This is a genomic window from Leucobacter tenebrionis (assembly GCF_019884725.1).
Taxonomy (GTDB): Bacteria; Actinomycetota; Actinomycetes; order Actinomycetales; family Microbacteriaceae; genus Leucobacter; species Leucobacter tenebrionis.
In genome coordinates this window covers 1,004,762-1,026,130 of sequence record NZ_CP082322.1, presented here as the reverse complement: position 1 = coordinate 1,026,130, position 21,369 = coordinate 1,004,762, and the positions used below count along the sequence as shown (strand labels likewise).

The 21,369-nt window shown below is 69.4% G+C and carries 22 protein-coding genes and 1 pseudogene; 18 read left to right on the top strand and 5 right to left on the bottom strand.

The window, feature by feature from the left end:
* Positions 1-32: 32 nt before the first annotated feature.
* From rpsK to glmM, 7 genes are all read left to right on the top strand, one after another.
* Entirely contained in the window at positions 33-431 is a 399-nt protein-coding gene (gene rpsK / locus KVY00_RS04810) for a 30S ribosomal protein S11 (RefSeq protein ID WP_017885301.1), read from the top strand.
* A gap of 201 nt (positions 432-632) precedes the next feature.
* Positions 633-1,619 carry a DNA-directed RNA polymerase subunit alpha gene (locus KVY00_RS04805; RefSeq protein ID WP_223044580.1) on the top strand — a complete coding sequence of 329 codons (987 nt, stop codon included), beginning with the start codon at positions 633-635 and terminating at the stop codon, positions 1,617-1,619.
* Between the two features lie 45 nt (positions 1,620-1,664).
* Positions 1,665-2,180 carry a 50S ribosomal protein L17 gene (gene rplQ, locus KVY00_RS04800; protein WP_223044579.1) on the top strand — a complete coding sequence of 172 codons (516 nt, stop codon included), beginning with the start codon at positions 1,665-1,667 and terminating at the stop codon, positions 2,178-2,180.
* A 493-nt stretch (positions 2,181-2,673) separates the two neighbouring features.
* Entirely contained in the window at positions 2,674-3,543 is an 870-nt protein-coding gene (locus KVY00_RS04795; RefSeq protein WP_223045194.1) for a tRNA pseudouridine synthase A, read from the top strand.
* 421 nt (positions 3,544-3,964) lie between these two features.
* Positions 3,965-4,411, top strand: coding sequence for a 50S ribosomal protein L13 (gene rplM, locus KVY00_RS04790; protein WP_223044578.1), 447 nt, complete (start codon positions 3,965-3,967; stop codon positions 4,409-4,411).
* A 37-nt stretch (positions 4,412-4,448) separates the two neighbouring features.
* Entirely contained in the window at positions 4,449-4,928 is a 480-nt protein-coding gene (rpsI, locus tag KVY00_RS04785; RefSeq protein WP_223044577.1) for a 30S ribosomal protein S9, read from the top strand.
* 17 nt (positions 4,929-4,945) lie between these two features.
* The gene (gene glmM / locus KVY00_RS04780) at positions 4,946-6,295 is read left to right on the top strand and encodes a phosphoglucosamine mutase (RefSeq protein ID WP_223044576.1); all 1,350 of its coding nucleotides are present in this window, start codon (positions 4,946-4,948) and stop codon (positions 6,293-6,295) included.
* 101 nt (positions 6,296-6,396) lie between these two features.
* Here the strand turns inward: glmM and coaA are convergent, their stop codons facing one another.
* Positions 6,397-7,419, bottom strand: coding sequence for a type I pantothenate kinase (coaA, locus tag KVY00_RS04775; protein WP_394358272.1), 1,023 nt, complete (start codon positions 7,417-7,419; stop codon positions 6,397-6,399).
* Positions 7,420-7,451: 32 nt separating this feature from the next.
* Here coaA and glmS point away from each other — a divergent pair, with 32 nt between their 5' ends.
* From glmS to KVY00_RS04735, 8 genes and pseudogenes are all read left to right on the top strand, one after another.
* Positions 7,452-9,302, top strand: a complete 1,851-nt coding sequence (glmS, locus tag KVY00_RS04770; protein ID WP_223044575.1) for a glutamine--fructose-6-phosphate transaminase (isomerizing) — start codon at positions 7,452-7,454, stop codon at positions 9,300-9,302.
* Between the two features lie 59 nt (positions 9,303-9,361).
* Positions 9,362-9,709, top strand: a pseudogene (locus KVY00_RS04765) (holo-ACP synthase); the annotation flags it as partial.
* A 134-nt stretch (positions 9,710-9,843) separates the two neighbouring features.
* Complete coding sequence (gene alr, locus KVY00_RS04760) at positions 9,844-10,980, top strand: alanine racemase (RefSeq protein ID WP_255572768.1); 1,137 nt, start codon at positions 9,844-9,846, stop codon at positions 10,978-10,980.
* On the top strand, positions 10,977-11,654 hold the full coding sequence (tsaE, locus tag KVY00_RS04755; protein ID WP_223044573.1) for a tRNA (adenosine(37)-N6)-threonylcarbamoyltransferase complex ATPase subunit type 1 TsaE: 678 nt from the start codon (positions 10,977-10,979) through the stop codon (positions 11,652-11,654). The genes alr and tsaE overlap by 4 nt, the downstream gene beginning before the upstream one ends.
* The gene (gene tsaB, locus KVY00_RS04750) at positions 11,651-12,340 is read left to right on the top strand and encodes a tRNA (adenosine(37)-N6)-threonylcarbamoyltransferase complex dimerization subunit type 1 TsaB (RefSeq protein WP_255572767.1); all 690 of its coding nucleotides are present in this window, start codon (positions 11,651-11,653) and stop codon (positions 12,338-12,340) included. Before tsaE ends, tsaB begins: the two co-directional genes overlap by 4 nt.
* Positions 12,337-12,894, top strand: a complete 558-nt coding sequence (gene rimI, locus KVY00_RS04745; RefSeq protein ID WP_317133966.1) for a ribosomal protein S18-alanine N-acetyltransferase — start codon at positions 12,337-12,339, stop codon at positions 12,892-12,894. The genes tsaB and rimI overlap by 4 nt, the downstream gene beginning before the upstream one ends.
* A gap of 91 nt (positions 12,895-12,985) precedes the next feature.
* The gene (gene tsaD / locus KVY00_RS04740) at positions 12,986-14,068 is read left to right on the top strand and encodes a tRNA (adenosine(37)-N6)-threonylcarbamoyltransferase complex transferase subunit TsaD (protein WP_223044572.1); all 1,083 of its coding nucleotides are present in this window, start codon (positions 12,986-12,988) and stop codon (positions 14,066-14,068) included.
* A 124-nt stretch (positions 14,069-14,192) separates the two neighbouring features.
* Positions 14,193-14,624, top strand: a complete 432-nt coding sequence (locus KVY00_RS04735) for a hypothetical protein (RefSeq protein ID WP_223044571.1) — start codon at positions 14,193-14,195, stop codon at positions 14,622-14,624.
* A 330-nt stretch (positions 14,625-14,954) separates the two neighbouring features.
* Here KVY00_RS04735 and KVY00_RS04730 read toward each other — a convergent pair whose 3' ends face one another.
* The 3 genes from KVY00_RS04730 to KVY00_RS04720 form a co-directional block, all read right to left on the bottom strand.
* Positions 14,955-16,175, bottom strand: coding sequence for a class I SAM-dependent methyltransferase (locus KVY00_RS04730; RefSeq protein WP_255572766.1), 1,221 nt, complete (start codon positions 16,173-16,175; stop codon positions 14,955-14,957).
* Positions 16,176-16,255: 80 nt separating this feature from the next.
* The gene (locus tag KVY00_RS15530; protein WP_255572765.1) at positions 16,256-16,663 is read right to left on the bottom strand and encodes a DUF4190 domain-containing protein; all 408 of its coding nucleotides are present in this window, start codon (positions 16,661-16,663) and stop codon (positions 16,256-16,258) included.
* A 48-nt stretch (positions 16,664-16,711) separates the two neighbouring features.
* Positions 16,712-17,149: a DUF4190 domain-containing protein gene (locus tag KVY00_RS04720; protein ID WP_223044569.1), complete on the bottom strand. Its 438-nt coding sequence runs from the start codon at positions 17,147-17,149 to the stop codon at positions 16,712-16,714.
* Between the two features lie 255 nt (positions 17,150-17,404).
* Here KVY00_RS04720 and groES point away from each other — a divergent pair, with 255 nt between their 5' ends.
* From groES to guaB, 3 genes are all read left to right on the top strand, one after another.
* On the top strand, positions 17,405-17,701 hold the full coding sequence (gene groES / locus KVY00_RS04715; protein WP_223044568.1) for a co-chaperone GroES: 297 nt from the start codon (positions 17,405-17,407) through the stop codon (positions 17,699-17,701).
* A gap of 108 nt (positions 17,702-17,809) precedes the next feature.
* A complete protein-coding gene (gene rarD, locus KVY00_RS04710) occupies positions 17,810-18,733 on the top strand; it encodes an EamA family transporter RarD (protein WP_223044567.1) in 924 nt (307 codons plus the stop codon).
* 68 nt (positions 18,734-18,801) lie between these two features.
* Positions 18,802-20,304, top strand: coding sequence for an IMP dehydrogenase (gene guaB / locus KVY00_RS04705; protein WP_223044566.1), 1,503 nt, complete (start codon positions 18,802-18,804; stop codon positions 20,302-20,304).
* Between the two features lie 60 nt (positions 20,305-20,364).
* On the opposite strand, the gene KVY00_RS04700 is transcribed toward guaB, so the two are convergent.
* Positions 20,365-21,306: a helix-turn-helix transcriptional regulator gene (locus KVY00_RS04700; RefSeq protein WP_223044565.1), complete on the bottom strand. Its 942-nt coding sequence runs from the start codon at positions 21,304-21,306 to the stop codon at positions 20,365-20,367.
* Positions 21,307-21,369: the final 63 nt, after the last annotated feature.

Below are 21,369 nucleotides of genomic sequence, written 5' to 3'. Positions count from 1 at the left end.
CGAACACACAGAGCTTTTCAGGAGAACACTCAATGGCTGCACCCAAGACCGCGGCTCGTAAGCCGCGTCGCAAGGACAAGAAGAACGTCGTCGTGGGCCAGGCCCACATCAAGTCGACGTTCAACAACACGATCGTCTCGATCACCGACACCACCGGTGCCGTGATCAGCTGGGCCTCCTCGGGCGGCGTCGGCTTCAAGGGCTCGCGCAAGTCGACCCCCTTCGCCGCTCAGCTCGCCGCGGAGTCGGCTGCGCGCAAGGCGCAGGAGCACGGCATGAAGAAGGTCGATGTCTTCGTGAAGGGTCCGGGCTCGGGCCGCGAAACCGCGATCCGCTCGCTTCAGGCGGCAGGCCTCGAGGTCGGGTCGATCACCGATGTCACCCCGCAGACGCACAACGGTTGCCGTCCGCCGAAGCGCCGTCGCGTCTGAACTGATTGTCTAGCCGACTGCGGTCGGCTTCGACTGCCGCCCTCCGCGGCGTCGAGGCACCCAGATCGACATCGGCGAATGCTAGCGGCTTCCGGCCGCAACGGAATCCCGTTGCGGCCGGTCGCCGAGGCTGTTTCAGTCCTTCCCTTTCCCATCAACGCATGAGTCATATAGCGGACTCCAGCGAAAGGACCACACACAGTGCTCATTGCACAGCGACCCACTCTGACTGAAGAATCGATCTCCGAGTACCGTTCGCGCTTCGCCATCGAGCCGCTCGAGCCCGGCTTCGGCTACACGCTCGGCAACTCCCTGCGTCGCACCCTGCTCTCGTCGATCCCCGGTGCCGCGGTGACCAGCGTGCGCTTCGAGGGCGTTGCCCACGAGTTCACGACGATCCCCGGTGTGACCGAGGACGTGACCGAGATCATCCTCAACATCAAGGATCTCGTCGTCTCGAGCGAGCACGACGAGCCGATCACGGCATACCTGCGCAAGACCGGCGCCGGTGAGGTGACCGCCGCCGACATCTCCGCTCCCGCGGGTGTCGAGGTGCACAACCCCGAGCTCGTCATCGCGACTCTGAGCGACACCGCGCAGTTCGAGCTCGAGCTGACCATCGAGCGCGGCCGCGGCTACGTCTCGGCTGCCCAGAACCGCAACGAGGACGCCGAGGTCGGCCGCATCCCGGTCGACTCGATCTACTCGCCGGTGCTCAAAGTCACCTACCGCGTGGAGGCCACGCGTGCGGGTGAGCGCACCGACTTCGATCGCCTCGTCGTCGACGTCGAGACCAAGCCCGCCATCACGCCCCGCGACGCGATCGCGTCGGCCGGTTCGACCCTCGTCGAGCTGTTCGGCCTGGCCCGCGAGCTCAACACCGCCGCCGAGGGCGTCGAGATCGGCCCCGCGCCGGTCGAGGTCGTGGCCGAGGGCGAGCTCTCGATCCCGATCGAGGACCTGGATCTCTCGGTGCGCAGCTACAACTGCCTGAAGCGCGAGGGCATCAACACGGTGAGCGAGCTCGTCGCGCTCTCCGAGGCGCAGCTGATGAACATCCGCAACTTCGGCCAGAAGTCCGTCTTCGAGGTGCGCGACAAGCTCACCGAGATGGGCCTCTCGCTGAAGGACGCGGTGCCCGGCTTCGACGGTGCGCAGTTCTACAGCTACGAAGACGACAACAACTAACGACCCGGCGCTGCTCGCCTGATCGCACACTTACTGGAGTAAACAATGCCCAAGCCCAACAAGGGCCCCCGCCTCGGAGGCGGCCCCGCACACGAGCGCCTCATGCTGAACCAGATGGCGTCCCAGCTCTTCGAGCACAAGCGGATCCAGACCACGGAGACCAAGGCTAAGCGCCTGCAGCCCGTGGCCGAGCGCCTCGTGACCTTCGCCAAGCGCGGCGACCTGCACGCCCGCCGTCGCGTGATGCGTCAGATCCTCGACAAGAGCGTCGTGCACGAGCTCTTCACCGAGATCGCCCCGCTCGTCGAGAACCGCGAGGGCGGCTACACCCGCATCATCAAGACCGGTTTCCGCAAGGGCGACAACGCGCCCCTCGCAGTGATCGAGCTCGTGCTCGAGCCGGTCAACCCGAAGCCGAAGGCGAAGAAGGCTGCTGCCGAGGAGCCCAAGGCCGAGGAGGTCGTCGAGACCCCCGCCGAGGAGACCGAGGTCGCCGAGGCCGAGACTCCCGCCGAGGAGGCAGCCGAGACCGAGGCTCCGGCCGAGGAGAAGGCCGAGTAACGTCTCGACTCCCGCACGACGAAGCGCCCCGCGATCCCTCCAGGAACGCGGGGCGCTTCGCTGTTCTCTCCCGCCGTCCCTTCCCGCGCCGCTCTCCCTCCTGGTCCCGGGCTTTCCCGCCATTCCCGCGTTCTTTCCTCATTCCCGCCCTGCTTACTCGTGCTCGCCCTGCTTCCTCGTTCCCGACCTGCTTCCTCGCCGAGATGACGCGTTCCGCCCTCGCGCTGCGATATGGGGGCCGAATGTGTCATCTCGATCGGGGGGGGAGAGAGAGAGGCGGGCCGGCACGACGGGTCGGGACGGCCGGCTGCGGATCTGGCAGGATCGAGGAGTGATCCTCGACCGACCAGACCGCCCCGTGCATGTTGAGCCCGACCGTCCCGTGCACGCCGACGCCTCTGCCGTGCACGCTGGGTCCGACGCACCTGCTCCCGCTGGGCCGCACGCCGAGTCCGCACCCGCGACCGCGGGCCGGCCCGCGGAGCGCACCCGGCTGCGGCTCGACCTCGCCTACGACGGCACGGACTTCTCCGGGTGGGCTGCGCAGCCTGGATTGCGCACCGTGCAGGGCGAGCTGGAGCGGGCCATCGGCCTGCTGCTGCGCACGGGCCCCGAGAACGCGGGCGTGCGGCTCACCGTCGGAGGCCGCACCGACGCGGGCGTGCATGCACGGGGCCAGGTCGCGCACCTCGATGTCACGGACGCGCAGCTCGCGAAGTGGAGCGCTCGGCGCGGGCAGGCGCGCCGCACCGAGGCGGAGGAGTCCGCGACCCGAGCTCGTAAGCTCAACGGCGTGCTGAAGCGCGGTGCGCCTGACATCGCGGTGCATGCGGTGAGGATCGTGCCCGACGTGTTCGATGCACGATTCTCGGCGCTGCGCCGGCGCTACGAATACCGGCTGCGGGGGGAGGGCATGCGCCGCGATCCGCTCACCGCGCGCTTCACCGCCGAGGTGCCGCGGCCGCTCGATCTCTCGGCGATCCAGCGCGCCAGTGACGAACTGCTCGGCCTGAACGACTTTACGACCTTCTGTAAGGCGCGCGAGGGGGCCACCGCCGTGCGCGATCTGCTCTGCTTCGAGTGGCGCGAGACGGAGGACGGCGCCTACGCGGCGCGCATCGAAGCGGACGCCTTCTGCCACTCGATGGTGCGGGCGCTCGTCGGGGCGGTTGTCGCGGTGGGCAGCGGGAGGATCGGGCACGATGAGCTGATCCGGCTGCGCGACGCCCGTGCGCGATCCAGCAGGTTCACGGTCATGCCGGCTCACGGGCTGTCACTCGAGGAGATCGCGTACCCGTCCGACGAGGCGCTCGCAGCGCGAGCCGAGCAGACGCGGGCGAAGCGGGCTCCTCTCGACGGCTGACGGCTGCCGGCCTGAGGCCGAGCGCAGACGGCCGACCGCCGACGTCTGGCTTCTGATGGGTGACGGCCGACGGCCGACGTCGCGGATCCATGGCGGGGCCTTCTTGAAGTCGTGGCCCCGGGCGAGCGTGCGAGTCGGCCTCAAAGTATCGAGCCGGGCTGCAATTCACGCGAATTGCAGCCCGGCTCGAGAGGAATGGACCGTCTCGATTGATCCAGGGCCTGGAAAGACTGCAACGAAGGCCCTGGAGGCCTGCAGGCCCTGGAGATCATGGAGAGGCTCCGCGATCCTGTGCTAAAGTTGATCCTTGGTGCGTAAGCACCCGATTTGTTGAGCCCTCCATCGCTCGCGCACCCATAGGGGACCGGGCATCGGAGCGGGATCCACGAACACCTCCAATTCGACAGAAAGCAGCACTCTAGTGACTCGCACTTATTCGCCGAAGGCCTCCGAGCAGAAGCACGACTGGCTCGTCATCGACGCCACCGACGTGGTGCTCGGCCGCCTGGCCTCGCACGCGGCGGCTCTGCTCCGCGGCAAGCACAAGCCGACGTTCGCCCCCCACATGGACATGGGCGACTACGTCATCATCATCAACGCCGACAAGGTCGTGCTGACCGCGGGCAAGGCGGCCAAGAAGAAGGCCTACCGCCACTCGGGCTACCCGGGCGGCCTGCGCTCGGTGAGCTACACCGAGCTGCTCGAGAAGAACCCCGAGCGCGCCGTCGAGAAGGCCATCCGCGGCATGCTGCCGAAGAACTCCCTGGGCGCCGACATCTTCCGCAAGCTGAAGGTCTACGCGGGCGCAGAGCACCCGCACGCGGCTCAGCAGCCCACCCCCTACACCTTCGGCCAGGTCGCGCAGTAATCGCGGCGCAACGAGACGTTAAGAGAGAGACTTCACAGTGACTGAAGAGCAGACCGTGGCCCCCGAGAGCTACACCACCGAGACGCCCGCCTCGCAGGCGACCGCGTCGACCCCCCGCCCCGCGCTCACCGTTCCCGGTGCAGCCGTCGGCCGTCGCAAGCAGGCCATCGCCCGCGTGCGCCTCATCCCCGGCTCGGGCAAGATGACCGTCAACGGGCGCGAGCTCGACGAGTACTTCCCCAACAAGCTGCACCAGCAGCTCATCACCGATCCCTTCACCGTGCTCGAGCTGAACGGCTCGTACGACGTGATCGCCCGCATCGTCGGCGGCGGCCCCTCGGGTCAGGCCGGCGCCCTGCGTCTCGCGATCGCCCGCGCCCTGAACGAGATCGACGCGGAGCACAACCGCCCGACGCTCAAGAAGGCCGGCTTCCTCAGCCGCGACGCCCGCATCAAGGAGCGCAAGAAGGCCGGTCTCAAGAAGGCCCGCAAGGCGCCTCAGTACTCGAAGCGCTAAGCAGGAAGCACCCTCTCATGGGACGCCTGTTCGGCACCGATGGGGTTCGTGGTCTGGCCGGGGTCGATGTGACCGCCGAGCTGGCCATGAACCTCGCCCACGCAGCGGCTCTCGTTCTCGGGCGTTCAGCCCGGAGCGAGAGCCGTCGCGCTGTAGCCGTGGTCGCTCGCGATCCGCGAGTGTCCGGTGAGTTCATCGCGGCGGCCGTCTCGGCCGGTCTGGCCGCTGCCGGCGTCGATGTGCTCGACGCCGGCGTGATCCCGACTCCCGCCGCCGCCTACCTCGTCGCCGACACCGGAGCCGACTTCGGTGTGATGGTCTCGGCCTCGCACAACCCGGCGCCAGACAACGGCATCAAGTTCTTCGCCGAGGGCGGCCGCAAGCTGGCCGACGACATCGAGGACGAGATCGAGGCCGCGATGAGCGGCACGAGGATCGCGGTCACAGGCCGGGAGGTCGGTCGGATCCGCCGCTTCGCGGACGCCGAGGACCGTTACCTCGTGCACCTGCTCGGCACGCTCGAGGGCGTCAAGTTGGACGGGCTGCACGTCGTGCTCGACTGCGCGCACGGCGCCGCGGCCGGGATCTCGCCGGACGTGTTCAGCGATGCCGGGGCGAAGGTGACGGTGATCGGCAACGATCCCGACGGCTTCAACATCAACGACGGTGTGGGTTCCACCCACCTCGAGCCGCTGATCGCTGCTGTTCGCGCGCACGGCGGCGACCTCGGCATCGCCCACGACGGTGACGCCGACCGCTGTCTCGCGGTCGACGGCGACGGCAACGTGGTCGACGGCGACAAGATCATGGCGATCCTCGCGCTCTCGATGTCGGCCCGAGGCAAGCTCGAACGCAACACGCTCGTCGCGACCGTGATGTCCAACCTCGGACTGAAGCTTGCCATGGCCGACAACGGCATCGACGTCGTCGAGACCGGGGTGGGCGACCGCTACGTGCTCGAGGCGATCAACGAGCACGGCTACTCGCTGGGAGGCGAGCAGTCGGGGCACGTCATCATGAGCGACTACGCGACCACGGGTGACGGCATCCTCACCGGTCTGCACATCGCCGCCGAGGTGAAGCGCACCGGCAAGTCGCTCGCCGAACTGGCGCAGTGCATGACCGTGTACCCGCAGGTGCTCGTGAACGTGCGCGGCGTCGACCGCACCGGGGTCTCCGGGGACGATGTGCTGCAGCAGGCGGTGCACCAGGCCGAGCTCGCGCTGGGCGGCAAGGGCCGCGTGCTGCTGCGCCCCTCGGGCACCGAGCCCGTGGTGCGCGTGATGGTCGAAGCGGAGCACGAGGAGCAGGCGCAGCGCCTCGCCGACGACCTCGCCGAGATCGTGAAGGAGCGGCTCGCGGTCTGAGTCGCGCGTCGAAATGCAAGAAGGCCCGGTCGCATGACCGGGCCTTCTTGCATAGCGGCGGGATCGGTCGCGCAGTGGCGAGCGCGGGCCGCGGCCAGCCCCTACAGTTTCCTGAGCAGCACCTTCTGGACCCGGTGATCGGCCTCCTTGCGCAGTACGAGGGTGGCCCGCGCCCGCGTCGGCCTGATGTTCTCGATCAGGTTGGGCTCGTTGATGTTGTTCCAGAACTCGTCGGCGACCGCGATCGCGGCCTCGTCGTTGAGCGTCGCGAACCTGCGGAAATGGGAGCGCGGGTTCGCGAACGCGCTCTCCCTGAGGCGCAGGAACCGGTCGCGGTACCAGCGCTGGATATCGGCGATGCGCGCGTCGACGTAGACGGAGAAGTCGAAGAGGTCGCTCACCGCGACGGGGTGCTGCATCGAGGCCGGCTGCAGCACGTTGAGCCCCTCGACGATGAGGATGTCCGGCTGCCGCACGACGATGTACTCGTCGGGCACGATGTCGTAGACGAGGTGGCTGTACACGGGCGCGCGCACCTCTTCGACGCCCGCCTTGACCTGGGACACGAAGCGCAGCAGCGCGCGCCGGTCGTACGACTCGGGGAATCCTTTGCGGTGCACGATCCCGCGCCGCTCGAGCTCGCGCGTCGGGTGCAGGAAACCGTCGGTGGTGATCAGCTGCACGTTCGGGGTCTCGGGCCAGCGCGCCAGCAGATCCCGCAGAATACGCGCGACCGTCGACTTGCCGACCGCCACCGATCCGGCGATCCCGATGACGAACGGGCTCTGGCGCTCGCCGTCGCGCCGCAGGAAGCCGCGCGTGCGCTGATGCATCTCGCGCGTCGCGATCGCGTACTGATTGATGAGCCGGCTGAGGGGCCGGTAGACCTCCGAGACCTCGGCGAGATCGAGCGGCTCGCCCAGCCCGCGGAACGCATCGATCTCCTGCTCGGTGAGCGGCATCGGCGTCTCGCCCGCCAGCCTCGCCCACTCGGCACGATCGATCTCGGTGAAGGGCGACGTGAACTCGGGGCGCATGAGCGCCTGAGTATCGGTGCTCAGTGCGGCGGGCTCCTGGGAGGCGTCTTCGACACGCGCAGGATCCGGGGTGCTGTACTCGGCCATTATTCATCCATCGTGCCACTAAACTGAGCGTCATGTGTGGAATCGTCGGATATGTCGGCCCCAACGATACGGTTGAGGCGCTCATCACTGGTCTGCGCCGCCTGGAGTACCGCGGCTACGACTCCGCGGGCATCGCCGTGATCGATGAGAGCGGTGAGCTGGCGGTGCGGAAGCGCTCGGGCAAGCTCGCCCGTCTGGAAGAACTGCTCGAGGCCAGCCCGGTCCGGGCCACGGGCACCGGCATCGGCCACACGCGCTGGGCGACCCACGGCGGGCCGACCGACGCGAACGCGCACCCGCACCTGGGCGACGACGGCAAGCTGGCGCTGATCCACAACGGCATCGTCGAGAACTTCGCGGAGCTGCGCTCCGAGCTCGACGCCGACGGCATCGAGCTGATCAGCGAGACCGACACCGAGGTCGTCGCAGCGCTCGTGGGGCGCGAGGTGGCGCGGCAGGGCGATCTCGAGACGGCGTTCCGCACGGTGGTCACCCGCCTCAGCGGCACGTTCACGCTGCTCGCCATGCACCGCGACGAGCCCGGCAAGGTCGTCGCGGCCCGGCACCACTCGCCGCTCGTCGTGGGTCTCGGAGACGGTGAGAACTTCCTCGGATCCGACGTCGCGGCGTTCGTCTCGTCGACCCGCCGCGCGGTCGCCGTCGCCGAGGACAACATCGCCGTCATCACTCCCGACGAGGTGCGCATCACCGACTTCGCCGGCAACCCGGTCGAGTTCTCCGAGTACGAGGTCGAGTGGGACGCCGACGCGGCCGACAAGGGCGGCTGGTCGTCGTTCATGGCGAAGGAGATCAACGAGCAGCCCGACGCCGTCGAGAACACGGTGCGGGGCCGCATCTCGGCCGACGGGGTGGAGATTCCCGAGCTGACCGAGCTCGGTGACGAGCGCCTGCGCAGCATCGACCGCATCGTCATCATCGCGTGCGGCACGGCGTCCTACGCCGGCCAGGTCGCCGCCTACGCGATCGAGCAGTGGGCCCGCATCCCCGTCGAGGTGCAGCTGAGCCACGAGTTCCGCTACCGCGATCCCGTGCTCTCCGATCGCACGATGGTGATCTCGGTGAGCCAGTCGGGCGAGACGATGGACACGCTCATGGCCGTGAAGTACGCCATCGAGCGCGGCGTGACCACCGTCTCGGTGTGCAACACCCAGAGCGCCACGATCCCTCGCGAGTCCGACGCCGCGGTCTACACCCATGCGGGCCCCGAGGTCGCGGTCGCCTCGACGAAGGCGTTCATCGCCCAGGTCACGGCCCTGTACCTCGTCGGTCTGCACCTGGGGCGCGTGCGCGGCACCCTCTCGGCGGAGGACTCGGCGCAGGCCGTGCAGCAGTTCGAGGAGCTGCCCGCCAAGGTGCGCGAGGCCGTCGACACGCACGACCAGATCGCGCAGCTGGCGCACTGGATGGCGGACACCCGCTCGGTGCTGTTCCTCGGGCGCCACGTGGGCTTCCCGGTCGCGCTCGAGGGCGCGCTCAAGCTGAAGGAGATCGCCTACATCCACGCGGAGGGCTTCGCCGCCGGCGAGCTGAAGCACGGCCCGATCGCGCTCATCGATCACGGGCAGCCCGTGTTCGTGCTGGTGCCGAGCCCGCGCACGTCGCCGCTCATGCACTCGAAGGTCGTCTCGAACATCCAGGAGATCCGCGCCCGGGGCGCTCGCGTGATCGCCGTCGTGGAGAAGGGCGACACCGCGGTGCTGCCGTTCGCCGACGACGTGATCCGTCTGCCTCTGGCCGACTCGCTCTTCGAGCCGCTGCTGCAGGTCGTACCGCTGCAGTGGTTCGCGCTCGAGCTCTCGACGGCGAAGGGCCTCGACGTTGACCAGCCGCGCAACCTCGCCAAGTCGGTGACGGTGGAGTAAGCCCGCGCGCTCGGAACGAGTGAACGCAGGGATCGCAGCCGCCGCACACCGGGAGTTTCATGATTCGGGGCATCGGGGTCGACACCGTCGACATCGCGCGTTTCGAGCGCCAGCTCGAGCGCACCCCGGCTCTGCGAGAGCGATTGTTCACCGGCGCGGAGCGAGCGCTATCGCTTGCCTCGCTGGCGGCTCGCTTCGCCGCGAAGGAAGCGCTCATCAAGGCGCTCGGGGGGTCGGGGAGCCTGGGGTGGCACGACCTCGAGGTTGTTCGGGATCGGGATCGAGCGCCCGCGTTCGTCATGACGTCGGCGCTCGCGTCGGCGCTCGCGGATCGTGGAGCGGAGCGCGCCCACCTCTCGATGACGCACGACGCGGGTGTGGCGACGGCCTTCGTGATCGTGGAGGGGGCGGAGACCGGATCGGGTCCCGGGGCCGGGGCGGGAGCGTCGATGTCGGAGGCCGCGGGTAGAGTCGCATCAGCGTCGGCAGCGGAACGATCGGTGGCCGATCTTCCGACGACGGATCAAGGATCGGAGTCCAGATGAGAACGGGTGCAATGCGCGTAGCCGAGATCTCGCTGCCCGCCATCAGGCAGAACGTCGCGCATCTGCGGAACCTCACGGGCGGTTCGGTGATTGTGGTGGTCAAGGCCGACGGCTACGGGCACGGCGCGAGGATCGTGGGCGAGGCCGCGCTCGCGGGCGGTGCCGCGATGCTCGCGACCGCCGATCTCGAGGAGGCGCTCGCGCTGCGGGAGGCGGGCATCGAAGCCCCGATCCTGTGCTGGCTGCACGGCGCACGGGTCGACTTCGCGGAGCCCGTCGCCTCCGATATCGAGATCGGGGTCAGCCACCTGCAGCAGCTCGAGGCGCTCGCCGATGCCGCGAGGCGAGTGGGGCGCCGGGCGACGGCCCAGCTGAAAATCGATACGGGGCTCAGCCGCAACGGTGCGGCTCCCGAGGAGTGGCCCGAACTCTTTGCCCGCGCCGCGGAGCTCTCGGAGGAGGGCCTGGTGCGGGTGCGCGGTATCTTCAGCCACCTCGCCAACGCCGGTGACGAGCACGACCGGGCGCAGGCAGCGCAGTTCGACCGGGCGATCGCGATGCTGCGCGAGGCCGGTGTCGATCCCGAGATGAAGCACCTGGCCGCGAGCGCGGCGACGCTCTCGTCCCCGCATCTCCACTACAACACCGTCAGGGTGGGCATTGCGGCCTACGGACTGAGCCCGTTCGCGGACAAGACCTCTGCGCAGCTCGGGCTCGTGCCCGCGATGACGCTGCGCTCCGAGATCGTCGCGCTGCGCGGTGTGCCCGCGGGCACCGGGGTCTCCTACGGCTTCAACCACGTGTGCGAGACGGCCACGACACTCGCGCTGGTGCCCATGGGGTACGCGGACGGCATGCCCCGCGCCCTCAACGGCTCCGGGGCGTGGGTGACGGTGGCCGGGGAGCCGCGCCCCATCGTCGGGCGCATCGGCATGGATCAGTTCATCGTCGACGTCGGGCCGCTCGCCGGTCGCGTGAGCCTCGGCGAGCCCGTGGTGCTGTTCGGCGACCCGGAGCTGGGGCACCCGCCGGTGGAGACCTGGGCGGGGCTCATGCGCACCATCAACTATGAGATCGTGGTGGGGGTCGGACCGCGCGTGCTGCGGATCCCCGTCGATGAGGATCCGGCATGACTCTCGGTGACGACGCCGGCAACACGGTGCGGTTGAGCATCGCGGATCCCGATGCGATGCACGAGCTGGGGGTGCGACTGGGGCGTCTGCTGCGGGCCGGCGATCTGGTGCTGCTGACGGGCCCGCTGGGCGCGGGCAAGACCACGCTGACACGCGGGATCGGCGAGGGCCTCGGCGTGCGGGGGCCGGTGCAGAGCCCGACCTTCGTGCTGGCCCGCACGCACCCGTCGCTCGTCGGAGGGGCGCCGCTCGTGCACGTCGACGCCTACCGGATCGGCGGCGCGGAGCGCGGCGGTGCCGACGGGACCGGCGCCGACGGGCGCGCCGCGGATCGTGGCGACTCGGACGGCGCCGGTGCAGTCGAGCTCGACGACCTCGATCTCGACTTCGAGGGATCCGTGGTGGTCGCGGAGTGGGGCGCCGGGATGGTCGAGCCGCGCGGCTCATGGATGGAAGTGGTCATCGAGCGCCCGGTCGGCAGCGGCATCGACGCGGGGGCCGCGGAACCCGATTGGTCCGAGGCGCCGGTCGAGGCGCGAATCGTCACCGTCACCGGATACGGGCCGAGGTGGGGCGCAGGGGAGACTGATCCGCTGGGGCCGATCTCCGAGCAGAGCATTGGCCCGCGAGCGCATGATTCACGGACCGACGGAGACGAGAGGGGATCACGGTGACGGGCGACGGGGTGTCGATTCCGGGTGCCGGGAGTCTCGGCGTGCGCGAGACTGAGGCACCGGAGCTCGGCGATCGAGTGCTGCTCGCGGTCGACACGGCCATCGGCACGAGCGTGGCGCTCGGAGTCGGAGGGCGGGTCTTCGAGGTCTCGAGCGACGACCCCCGAGGGCACGCCGAGGCGATCGGCGGGCTGCTGGCCGCGGTGTTCGATGCGGCCGGGGTGCCGGCTGCGGCGGTCACGGGTGTGGTCGCCGGTATCGGGCCGGGGCCGTTCACGGGATTGCGCGTCGGGATCGCCGCCGCGCACGCGTTCGCCCTGGCTCGCGGAGTGCCGCTTCTGCCGCTCCAGGGCCACGAGGCCGTGGCCCTCGAAGCACTCGAGGGAGCCACGAGCGGCGTCCGAGTGGTGCAGGACGCGAGACGGCGCGAACTCTTCGTCACCGAGTTCTCCGGGCTCGACTGGGCGGGCGTTCCCGAGCGCTCCTCGGGGCCGCGGCTCGTCGCTCGTGCCGACTACGAGGCGGTGCCGAACGAGCTGTGGCCCGAGCGGATTCCCACCGGGGCGCTCGTGCGCCTCGCGTCGAGACGCCTCCTCTCGGGGAAGGACTTCGAGCCCGACCGGGCCGTGTACCTGCGTGCCCCAGACGTCAAGCAGCCCGGTGCTCCGAAACGGGTATCGACGTGAGCGATGATCGGGACTCCGGGGCAGCCGAGTCGCACGCGGGGTCTCAGCCCGAGAACGCGGAGTCCGAGACCGGGCACGAGAGGGGCGAAGCCTCGGAATTGAGTCTGCGCGATGCCGGCGAGAACGACCTCGACGCGATCTGGGGGATCGAGAGCTCGGTGTTCGGCGCCGAGGCCTGGAGTCGGGAGATGATGCGGGAGGAGCTCACCGCTCCGCATCGGCGCTACCTCGCGCTCGTCGACGGCTCCGGCGCGGTGCTCGGCTACGCGGGGCTGCTGGCAGTCGGAACCGAGGGAGACGTGCAGACGATCGCGGTCTCCCCGGGGGCCCGCGGGGAGGGCCACGGCCGACGCCTCATGAACGCGCTGCTCGATGAGGCGGAGCGCTCCGGGGTGCGCGAGGTCTTTCTCGAGGTGCGCGCCGACAACCCGGTCGCGCAGACCCTGTACCGCTCGCTCGGCTTCGAGGAGCTCGGGGTGAGGCCCCGCTACTATCAGCCCGACGGAGTGGACGCGGTGATCATGAGACTCGAGATCCGGAAGCGCTGCTCGTGAGCGGTGCCGCAGCGCCGCGGGATCCCGGGAGCCTGCGATTCGCGAGCCCACGCAGGATGACGACGCTGAAACGATGGTTTGGAGAGGGCATATGAGTAGTGCAGAGCCGCTCGTGCTGGGCATCGAGACCAGCTGCGATGAGACCGGGGTCGGCATCGTGCGGGGGCGCCGGCTCCTGGCCAACGCGATCGCCTCGTCCATGGACGAGCACGCGCGCTTCGGCGGTGTGGTGCCCGAGGTCGCGGCCCGCGCGCACCTCGAATCGATGACGCCCACGATCGAGCGGGCGCTGCGGGAGGCCGGGGTGAGCCTCGACGACCTCGACGCCGTCGCCGTCACCTGCGGTCCCGGCCTCGCGGGGGCACTCATGGTGGGCGTCGCGGCGGCCAAGGCGCTCGCCGTCGGTCTCGGCAAACCGCTCTACGCCGTGAATCATCTCGTGGGGCACGTCGGGGCCGACCTGCTGCAGGGCGAGGGCCTACGCGAGGCGGTGGGGGCGGTGGGGGAGCTCGAACTGCCCACGATCGCGCTGCTGGTCTCGGGCGGGCACACCTCGCTGCTGCTCGTGCGCGATCTGATCGGCGACGTCGAGATGCTGGGGGAGACGATCGATGACGCCGCGGGCGAGGCCTTCGACAAGGTCGCCCGCTTGCTGGGTCTGCCGTACCCCGGCGGCCCGCAGATCGACCGCGTCGCCGCTGATGGGGATCCGAACGCGATCCGATTCCCGCGCGGTCTCACGCTGCCGAAGGATCTCGAGCGCCACCGGTACGACTTCTCGTTCTCGGGGCTCAAGACATCGGTGGCTCGCTGGGTCGAGAAGCAGGAGCAGAGCGGGGAGCCCGTTCCGGTCGCCGACGTGGCGGCCAGCTTCCGCGAGGCGGTCGCCGACGTGCTCATCACGAAGGCGCTCGCCGCCTGTCGCGACCTCGGAGTGCCTCGCCTGCTGCTCGGCGGCGGTGTGGTCGCGAACGCCCGGGTGAGGGAGCTCGCCCGCGAGCGCTGCGACGCAGCGGGCGTCGAACTGCGTGTACCGCCGCTCTCCCTGTGCACGGACAACGGTGCGATGATCGCCTCGATCGGGGCGCAGCTGGTCGCCGCGGGGCACGAGCCGTCGGGGCTCGGGTTCGGCGCTGATTCGACCCTGCCCGTGACGGAGATACAGGTGCGCTGACACTGCCGGGGACCGGCCCCGGCGGGTGACCCGGCGATTCGGGGTCGCGACTGCCCGGTGATCTTCATTATTGTTGAAGGGCGATCGGGGGAGCGCCCCGTCGAGCTTTGATCGAAGGAGCAACATGTCTGATACGCAGCCCGGCAACGAGCCGTCCTCGAACCCCGTCCCTCCCATGCCGCCGGCTCCCTCCGCGCAGCCTGCGGCCCCCGCCTACGGAGCCGCTCCGGCTCAGCCGAAGAAGGCGCTCGCCATCACCGGTATGGCGCTCGGCATCGCAGGCCTCGTGCTCAGCTGGGTGCCGTTCCTCGGCGTCGGCCTCGCGCTCGTCGGACTCGTGCTGAGCATCATCGCCCTCGTGAAGAAGCAGCCCAAGGCGTTCTCGATCACGGGCCTCGTGACCTCCATCGTCGGCCTCATCATCGGCGCGATCGTCACCATAACCGTGATCTGGGCGCTGGGTGCGGGCGTCGACGCGGTGCAGCAGTGCATGAACGGAGCCGAGTTCGTGGAGATCGCCGGCCAGACGGTCTCCTGCTCGGACGTGAACTACTGAGCCGCGGGGCGACCCTGAACTACTGAGCCGCGGGGGCGAGCCTTGAGCGGGTCGGGTCCGGATCGTTCCGGACCCGACCCGCTCAAGGCTCGCCCCTTCCCGCTCTCCTTTCCGTCGTCGAAACCGCCTCCCGCCGTCGAGACGGCCGCCCGCTGTCGAGCCTCCTCCCCGCTGTCGAGACCGCCTCTGGGGCTTACTGCGAGAGGCGGTCTCGGCGCCAGGACCCCGTGTGGATCCTGCGACGGGGCGAGTGCGGGGCGGGTGTGACGTGGGGCACGGAACGGGTATGACGTGGGCACGGGGCGGTGCGAAGCACGCGGTGTGAAGGCGTCAGCAGCGCTCGGCGAGCAGAGCGACGTGCTTGCCGAGCTCGTCGCGGGTGAGGAGCAGCGTCGCGCTCCGAGATCCTCGGAGCTTCAACCTGCGCCGCAGCGCCGCGGGGTCGACGTCGGCGCCGCGCTTCTTGATCTCGAGTGCCCCGATGTCGCGGGCCGCGAGCGCGCGGCGCAGATCCTTCTCCCGCGAGCTCAGTCGCTCGATGACGCGGAAGGCATCGGCGAAGGCCGTGTCGACGAGTTCGTCGCCGGTGAGATACGCGATGCCATCGGAGACCATGCCCGCGTGAAGCCGCTCGGCGAGTGTGCCGATCAGGCGAGCGCGGATCACCGCGCCGTCGGGTTCGTAGAGGTATTCGCCGAGCGGCCGCGTTGCGACGTCCTCGGCATCGTCCGCCGCGGTCAGTTCTGCTGAATCCTCGGCCCCGCGCAGCACGAGCGCCGAGCGGCGCACGCCGGGGCGCGCCGCGTCACCGAACCAGAGGCCGGTCTCGACGAGCTGGCCGTCGATCGAGATCCACTGCGCCTCGGCGTCCTCCGGGATCAGCTCCCGGTCGAGGCCCGGCCCGAGCTTGATGCCCGCGGGATGCCGACGTGCGAGGTCGAACGCGAAGTCCAGTGAGGGCGAGTAATCGTCGGGCGAGGCGAGCCTGCGGGTGCTGCTGTGCCCCGCGGTGCGCCGGGCGGGGTCGAGGAAGACGGCGTCGGCGTCGCCCGGTCCCAGCGATTCCGCATCGCCTACGAGCACGAGCGGAGCGGCGACGCCGCGAGCGCCCGCTGCTGCTGAGAGGTTGTGCTGCGCGAACTCAGCGGTGAGCGGATCGAGCTCCACGGGGCGGACCTCGAGGCCGGCTGCCAGGAACGCGAGTGATTCCGCGCCGATGCCGCAGCCGAGATCGGCCACCGACCGGCAGCCCGCCGAGACGAACCGCTCGGCGTGCAGCCGGGCCACGCGCGATCGGGTCGCCTGCTCGAGCGCGGCCCGGGTGAAGAGCATCGAGTTCGCGGCCTCCCCGAACTTCGCGACGGCGCGGCCGCGCAGCTCCGTCTGCGTCAGCGCAGCGGCGAGCAGCGCGGGGTCGGCGCCCTCGGCGCGCAGAGAGCGGGAGAGCTGATCGAGCGTGCGCCCGGCTGCGATACCCGCTGAGATGCGTTCGAGCACTGCGGCACCCGCCGGCGCGGCGAGTTCTCGCCAGCCCGGGGCTTCCTGAGCCACGCTGCGTGGGGCGGATCCCGGAGAAGCCGAGGGGGCCGCGCTCTTCGGGCGCTGGGGCATCTCGGGGGAGCGCCGCCCGCTCAGAAGCTGCCGCTCGATGCGCCCGCGATCCCGAGCCCCACCACGATGATGAGCACGTAGAAGAGCAGGATCAGCACCCAGAAGCCGATCGCCGCATAGCCGACGATGAGGCCCGCGATGGCCATGCCGCGCCCGTTCTCACCGGTGCGCTTGATCTGGTTCAGTGAGATGTGCCCCATGATGACGCCGGCGACGGCGAAGATCGCGAAGGTGAAGAATCCGACGATGCTGGCGATCATCGAGACGATGGCCAGGACGTTGGTCGGCGCGGCCGGCGGGTAGACCTGGTAGGGAGCCTGCTGCCCGTAGGGCTGCTGGTACTGCGGCTGCGGAGGTGCGTATTGCGGCTGCGGGGGTGCGTAGCCGGGCTGGGCGTCGTCGCCGTTGGAGGGCTGGTTCTGGGACACTGCGAGTTTCCTTTCGAGAGGCGCGGGAGGCCCGGGTCGAGAGTCGGATCAGTAGTAGAGGTCGCTGCTGGAGAAGGCGCTGCCCATGGCCGCGAACATCATCACGAAGAAGCTGATGTAGAGGAAGATGAGGATCGCGATGAGGGCGAAGTAGGCGTAGCCCACGATGAGGCCGGTCAGCGCCAGGCCTCGGCCGGGATCGCCGGTGCGCTTGATCTGGGAGAGGCCCATGTGCCCGAAGACGATGCCGGCGATGGGCACCAGGAAGCCGAAGATGACGGCCAGCACGGCGTACGTGTTGGTGGCGCCGAGCGTCGTCGCGGTGGCCGGCTGCGGGCGGTAGGGGGCCTGCTGCGCGGGCTGCTGGTACCGGGGTGCCGCCGTGCTCGCCTGGGGCGCGCCGCCCTGCGGGGTCTGCGAGTACTGCGGCGCGGTCGGGGACGGGGCGCTGCGTTCTGGCTGCTGGGGAGGGTTCGGGGTGGTCATGACTGCTCCTCGAGCGGTTGCGGGCTCCCGATCCGCCCGGGGCGCATCGGCTGTCCCTTCGATTGTAGGCGGCGCGGTCGCGGAGGTCGCGGGGCGCGTCGCGCGGACGCGGATCCCGTTCGCTTTCGGCGATCCTCGGATCGCGAATTGGCACTCCCCTTGCGAGAGTGCCAACGAGGGTCCTAAACTCTGCTGTAGGCGCGCTCGCACGGGGCGAGCGCGAGAGAACCTTCAGACATTGGAAAGAGGTCAACCGTGTCGGTAGCCATCAAGCCGCTCGAGGATCGTATCGTCATCAAGCAGGTCGAGGCAGAGCAGACCACCGCGTCCGGTCTGGTGATTCCGGATAGCGCCAAGGAGAAGCCGCAGGAGGGCGAGGTCGTCGCAGTGGGCCCCGGCCGCGTCGCGGACAGCGGCACCCGCATCCCGCTCGACGTCAACGTCGGCGATATCGTGATCTACTCGAAGTTCGGCGGCACCGAGGTCAAGGTCGGCGGCGACGACTACCTGGTCCTCTCGGCCCGCGACATCCTCGCGGTCGTCGAGCGCTAAACGCTCGTTTCCGTTCAGAGCCGGGCTCCGATCTCATGATCGGGGCCCGGCTCTATGCGTGCCCTGGCTGAGGGCGCGCGGTGCCGGGGGAGGGCATAGACTGGATCGGTGAATCGAACACGCGCTGGACTCGGGTACGGTCTGGGCGCGTACCTGATCTGGGGAGTCTTCCCGCTCTACTTCGGCCTCATCGCGATGGTCGGGCCCTTCGAGGTGGTGCCCTGGCGGGTCGGCGCGACGCTCGTGTTCTGCGTGATCCTCGTCTCCCTGACGCGGCGCTGGTCGCAGGTGACGGCGATCCTCCGTTCCCCGCGACTGCTGGGCTGGTTCGCGCTGTCGTCCCTGCTGCTCTACGCGAACTGGCAGCTCTTCGTGGTCGGCGTCATGACGGGGCACGTGCTCGAGACCTCGCTCGGCTACTTCATCAACCCGCTCTTCACGATCCTCATCGGGGTGGTCGTGCGCAAGGAGTCGCTCACGCGCCTCCAGTGGTGGGCGGTCGGGATCGCCGCTGTCGGTGTGACGACGGCCGCGATCGCGTACGGCGTGTTCCCCTGGATCGCGCTCGGGATCGCGGCGTCCTTCGGTCTCTACGGCGCCGTGCACAAGCATGCGGGGGAGCAGGTCGACGGCATCACGGGTCTCACGGTCGAGACCTTCGCCTCGCTGCCGATCGCCGCGGTGCAGCTGCTGATCGTCGCGAGCACGACGGGTATCACCGCCTTCTCCTTCGGTCCGGGCATCGCCGCGCTCGTGCTGCTCAGCGGCATCATGACGGCGGTCCCGCTGATCCTCTTCGGCGAGGGGACGCGTCGACTGCCGCTCTCGTACATGGGATTCCTGCAGTTCCTCACGCCGATCCTCGGCTTCCTCTACGGCTATTTCGTGATGCACGAGGAGATGCCCGTGAGTCGATGGATCGGGTTCGTCGCGGTCTGGATCGCACTCGTGATCCTCATCGTGGACATGCTGGGGCAGATCCGGCGTTCTCCCACGGCGCAGACGAACACCGGGCCGATTCCCTTAGACTGAAAGGGCGAGGCGCCGCGATCCGGTCGCCTGAGCCCCACTGGCCCCACTCACACAGCAAAAGAGGTTCCATGGAACAGCGTGATCCCTTCGCGTTCACCGGTCTGACCTACGACGATGTGCTGCTGCTTCCCGCGCACACCGACGTCATCCCGAGCGAGGCCGATACCTCGACTCAGCTCACGCGCCGGATCCGCCTGAACATCCCGCTGATCTCGGCAGCCATGGACACGGTGACCGAGACCCGCATGGCGGTCGCCATGGCCCGCAACGGCGGCCTGGGCATCCTGCACCGCAATCTGTCGATTCAGGATCAGGCCGAGATGGTGGATCGGGTCAAGCGCAGCGAGGCCGGCATGATCACCAACCCGGTGACCACCTCGGTCGATGCGACCGTGGCCGAGGTCGACGCGCTCTGCGGCGAGTACCGGGTGTCGGGTCTCCCGGTCGTCGACTCGAACGGCGTACTGCTCGGCATCATCACGAACCGCGACATGCGCTTCATCGACCCGAAGGATCGCTCGCAGGTGCGAGTGGCCGAGGCGATGACGAAGATGCCGCTCATCACCGGACCGGTGGGCATCTCGCGCGACGACGCAGCGGCGATCTTCCGCAAGCACAAGATCGAGAAGCTCCCCCTGGTCGACGACGAGGGCCGTCTGACCGGTCTCATCACGGTCAAGGACTTCGACAAGGAGGAGCAGTACCCGCTCGCCACGAAGGACGACGCGGGCCGTCTGCGTGTGGGCGCGGCGGTCGGGTTCTTCGGTGATGCGTGGAAGCGCGCAGGCGCGCTGCTCGACGCCGGGGTCGATGTGCTGGTGGTCGACACCGCCAACGGCGATAGTAAGGGCGTGCTCGACATCATCGCCAGGATCAAGAGCGATCCGGCCTTCGCGGGCGTCGATGTGATCGGCGGCAACGTGGCGACCTACGCGGGCGCGAAGGCGATCGCCGATGCGGGCGCCGACGCGGTCAAGGTCGGCGTGGGGCCCGGTTCGATCTGCACCACCCGCGTCATCGCGGGCGTGGGTGTGCCTCAGGTGACGGCGGTCTACGAGGCGGCGAAGGCCGTCACGCCCGCGGGCATCCCGGTGATCGCCGACGGCGGTCTGCAGTACTCGGGCGACATCGCGAAGGCGCTCGTGGCGGGCGCCTCCTCGGTGATGATGGGGTCGCTGCTGGCGGGCACCGACGAGAGCCCCGGCGATCTGGTGTTCGTCGGCGGCAAGCAGTACAAGAACTATCGCGGCATGGGGTCGCTGGGAGCGCTGCAGACGCGCGGCGAGCGCACCTCGTACTCGAAGGACCGCTACTTCCAGGCCGACGTGCCGAGCGACGAGAAGCTGATCCCCGAGGGCATCGAGGGCCAGGTGCCCTACCGCGGCCCCGTCGGCGCCGTCACCCACCAGATGATCGGCGGCCTGCGCCAGTCGATGTTCTACGTGGGGGCGCGTTCGGTGGAGGAGCTCAAGCAGCGCGGCGAGTTCGTGCGTATCACCTCGGCGGGCCTCAAGGAGAGCCATCCGCACGACGTGCAGATGGTGGTCGAGGCGCCCAACTACAAGCGCTAGGCCGAGATCCTGCGACTTCGCGCAGGATGACGGAATAGCTCGCTCGGGGCTGATTCCCGGTCAGGGGATCAGCCCCTGCATGCGTGCTGCGGACACCGCGGCGTGGCGGGTGGATGCCTCGAGCTTCGCCATGGCCGTCTTGAGATAGCTCTTGATGGTGCTCTCGGTGAGACCGAGGGCGCGACCGATCTCGGCGTTGGTGCTGCCGAGCGCGGCGTGGGAGATCACGTCGAGTTCGCGGGCCGTCAGCTTCACCGGCTCGCTGTCCGAGCACGGCGTCCGTGACCTCACGGACGCCTCCGATCCGCTCGGGGTCTCGACCGCGCCCGAGGGCCGGTCCGCGCGGGAGCGACCCGGTTCAGCGTCGAGCGAGGCGAGCCTGCGTTCGACCTCTGCGATGCGCGCCCGGAGCGCCGGATCGGGTACGGCCGCGGCGATGCTTCGCAACTCGGCGTGGCTGCTGCGCAGCGCCTCGAGCGCAGGGCCGGGCAACCCACGTGATTCCCGCTCCGCGGTGAGCCGCGCCGCGAGACGTGCGGCGCGCCGCTCGATCTCGTCCTGCATCTTGATCTCCCGCGCGAACTCGGCGCTGACCGCCGCCGCGGACTGCGCGAACTCGGCACCGGCGAGGGTTCCCTCGCGCGCGCCTCCGTAGAGCACCGCGCGAGGGATGCCGTCGACGAGCACGGGGAACGCGAAGAGCGTCACGATGCCCTCGCCGAGCACCTGGGCGTCGTAGTCGTGGGTGATGTGCCGCGAGTGCTGATAGTCCATGGTCAGGCGCGGTCGGCACTCGGCCATCGCCCGGCCGCCGAGACCGCGTCCGGTCTGCACGCAGAGCCCGCGAAGGCTCAGGGTGCGGTGGCCGGTGATCGCCGTGACGGTCGCCGATCCGCGCGATTCGAACCCGCCGAATGCCAGGGGGAACCCCGTCGACGCGGCGAATTCGGCAACGGCGAGTTCGAGCAGGCTCTGGTGCTCTTGTGGATTCAGTCGCTGCATCGGGACTACCAACTTTCGAGGGTATTGCCTGAACTCCTGTGCTCAATAGCCTAATCCACGCAC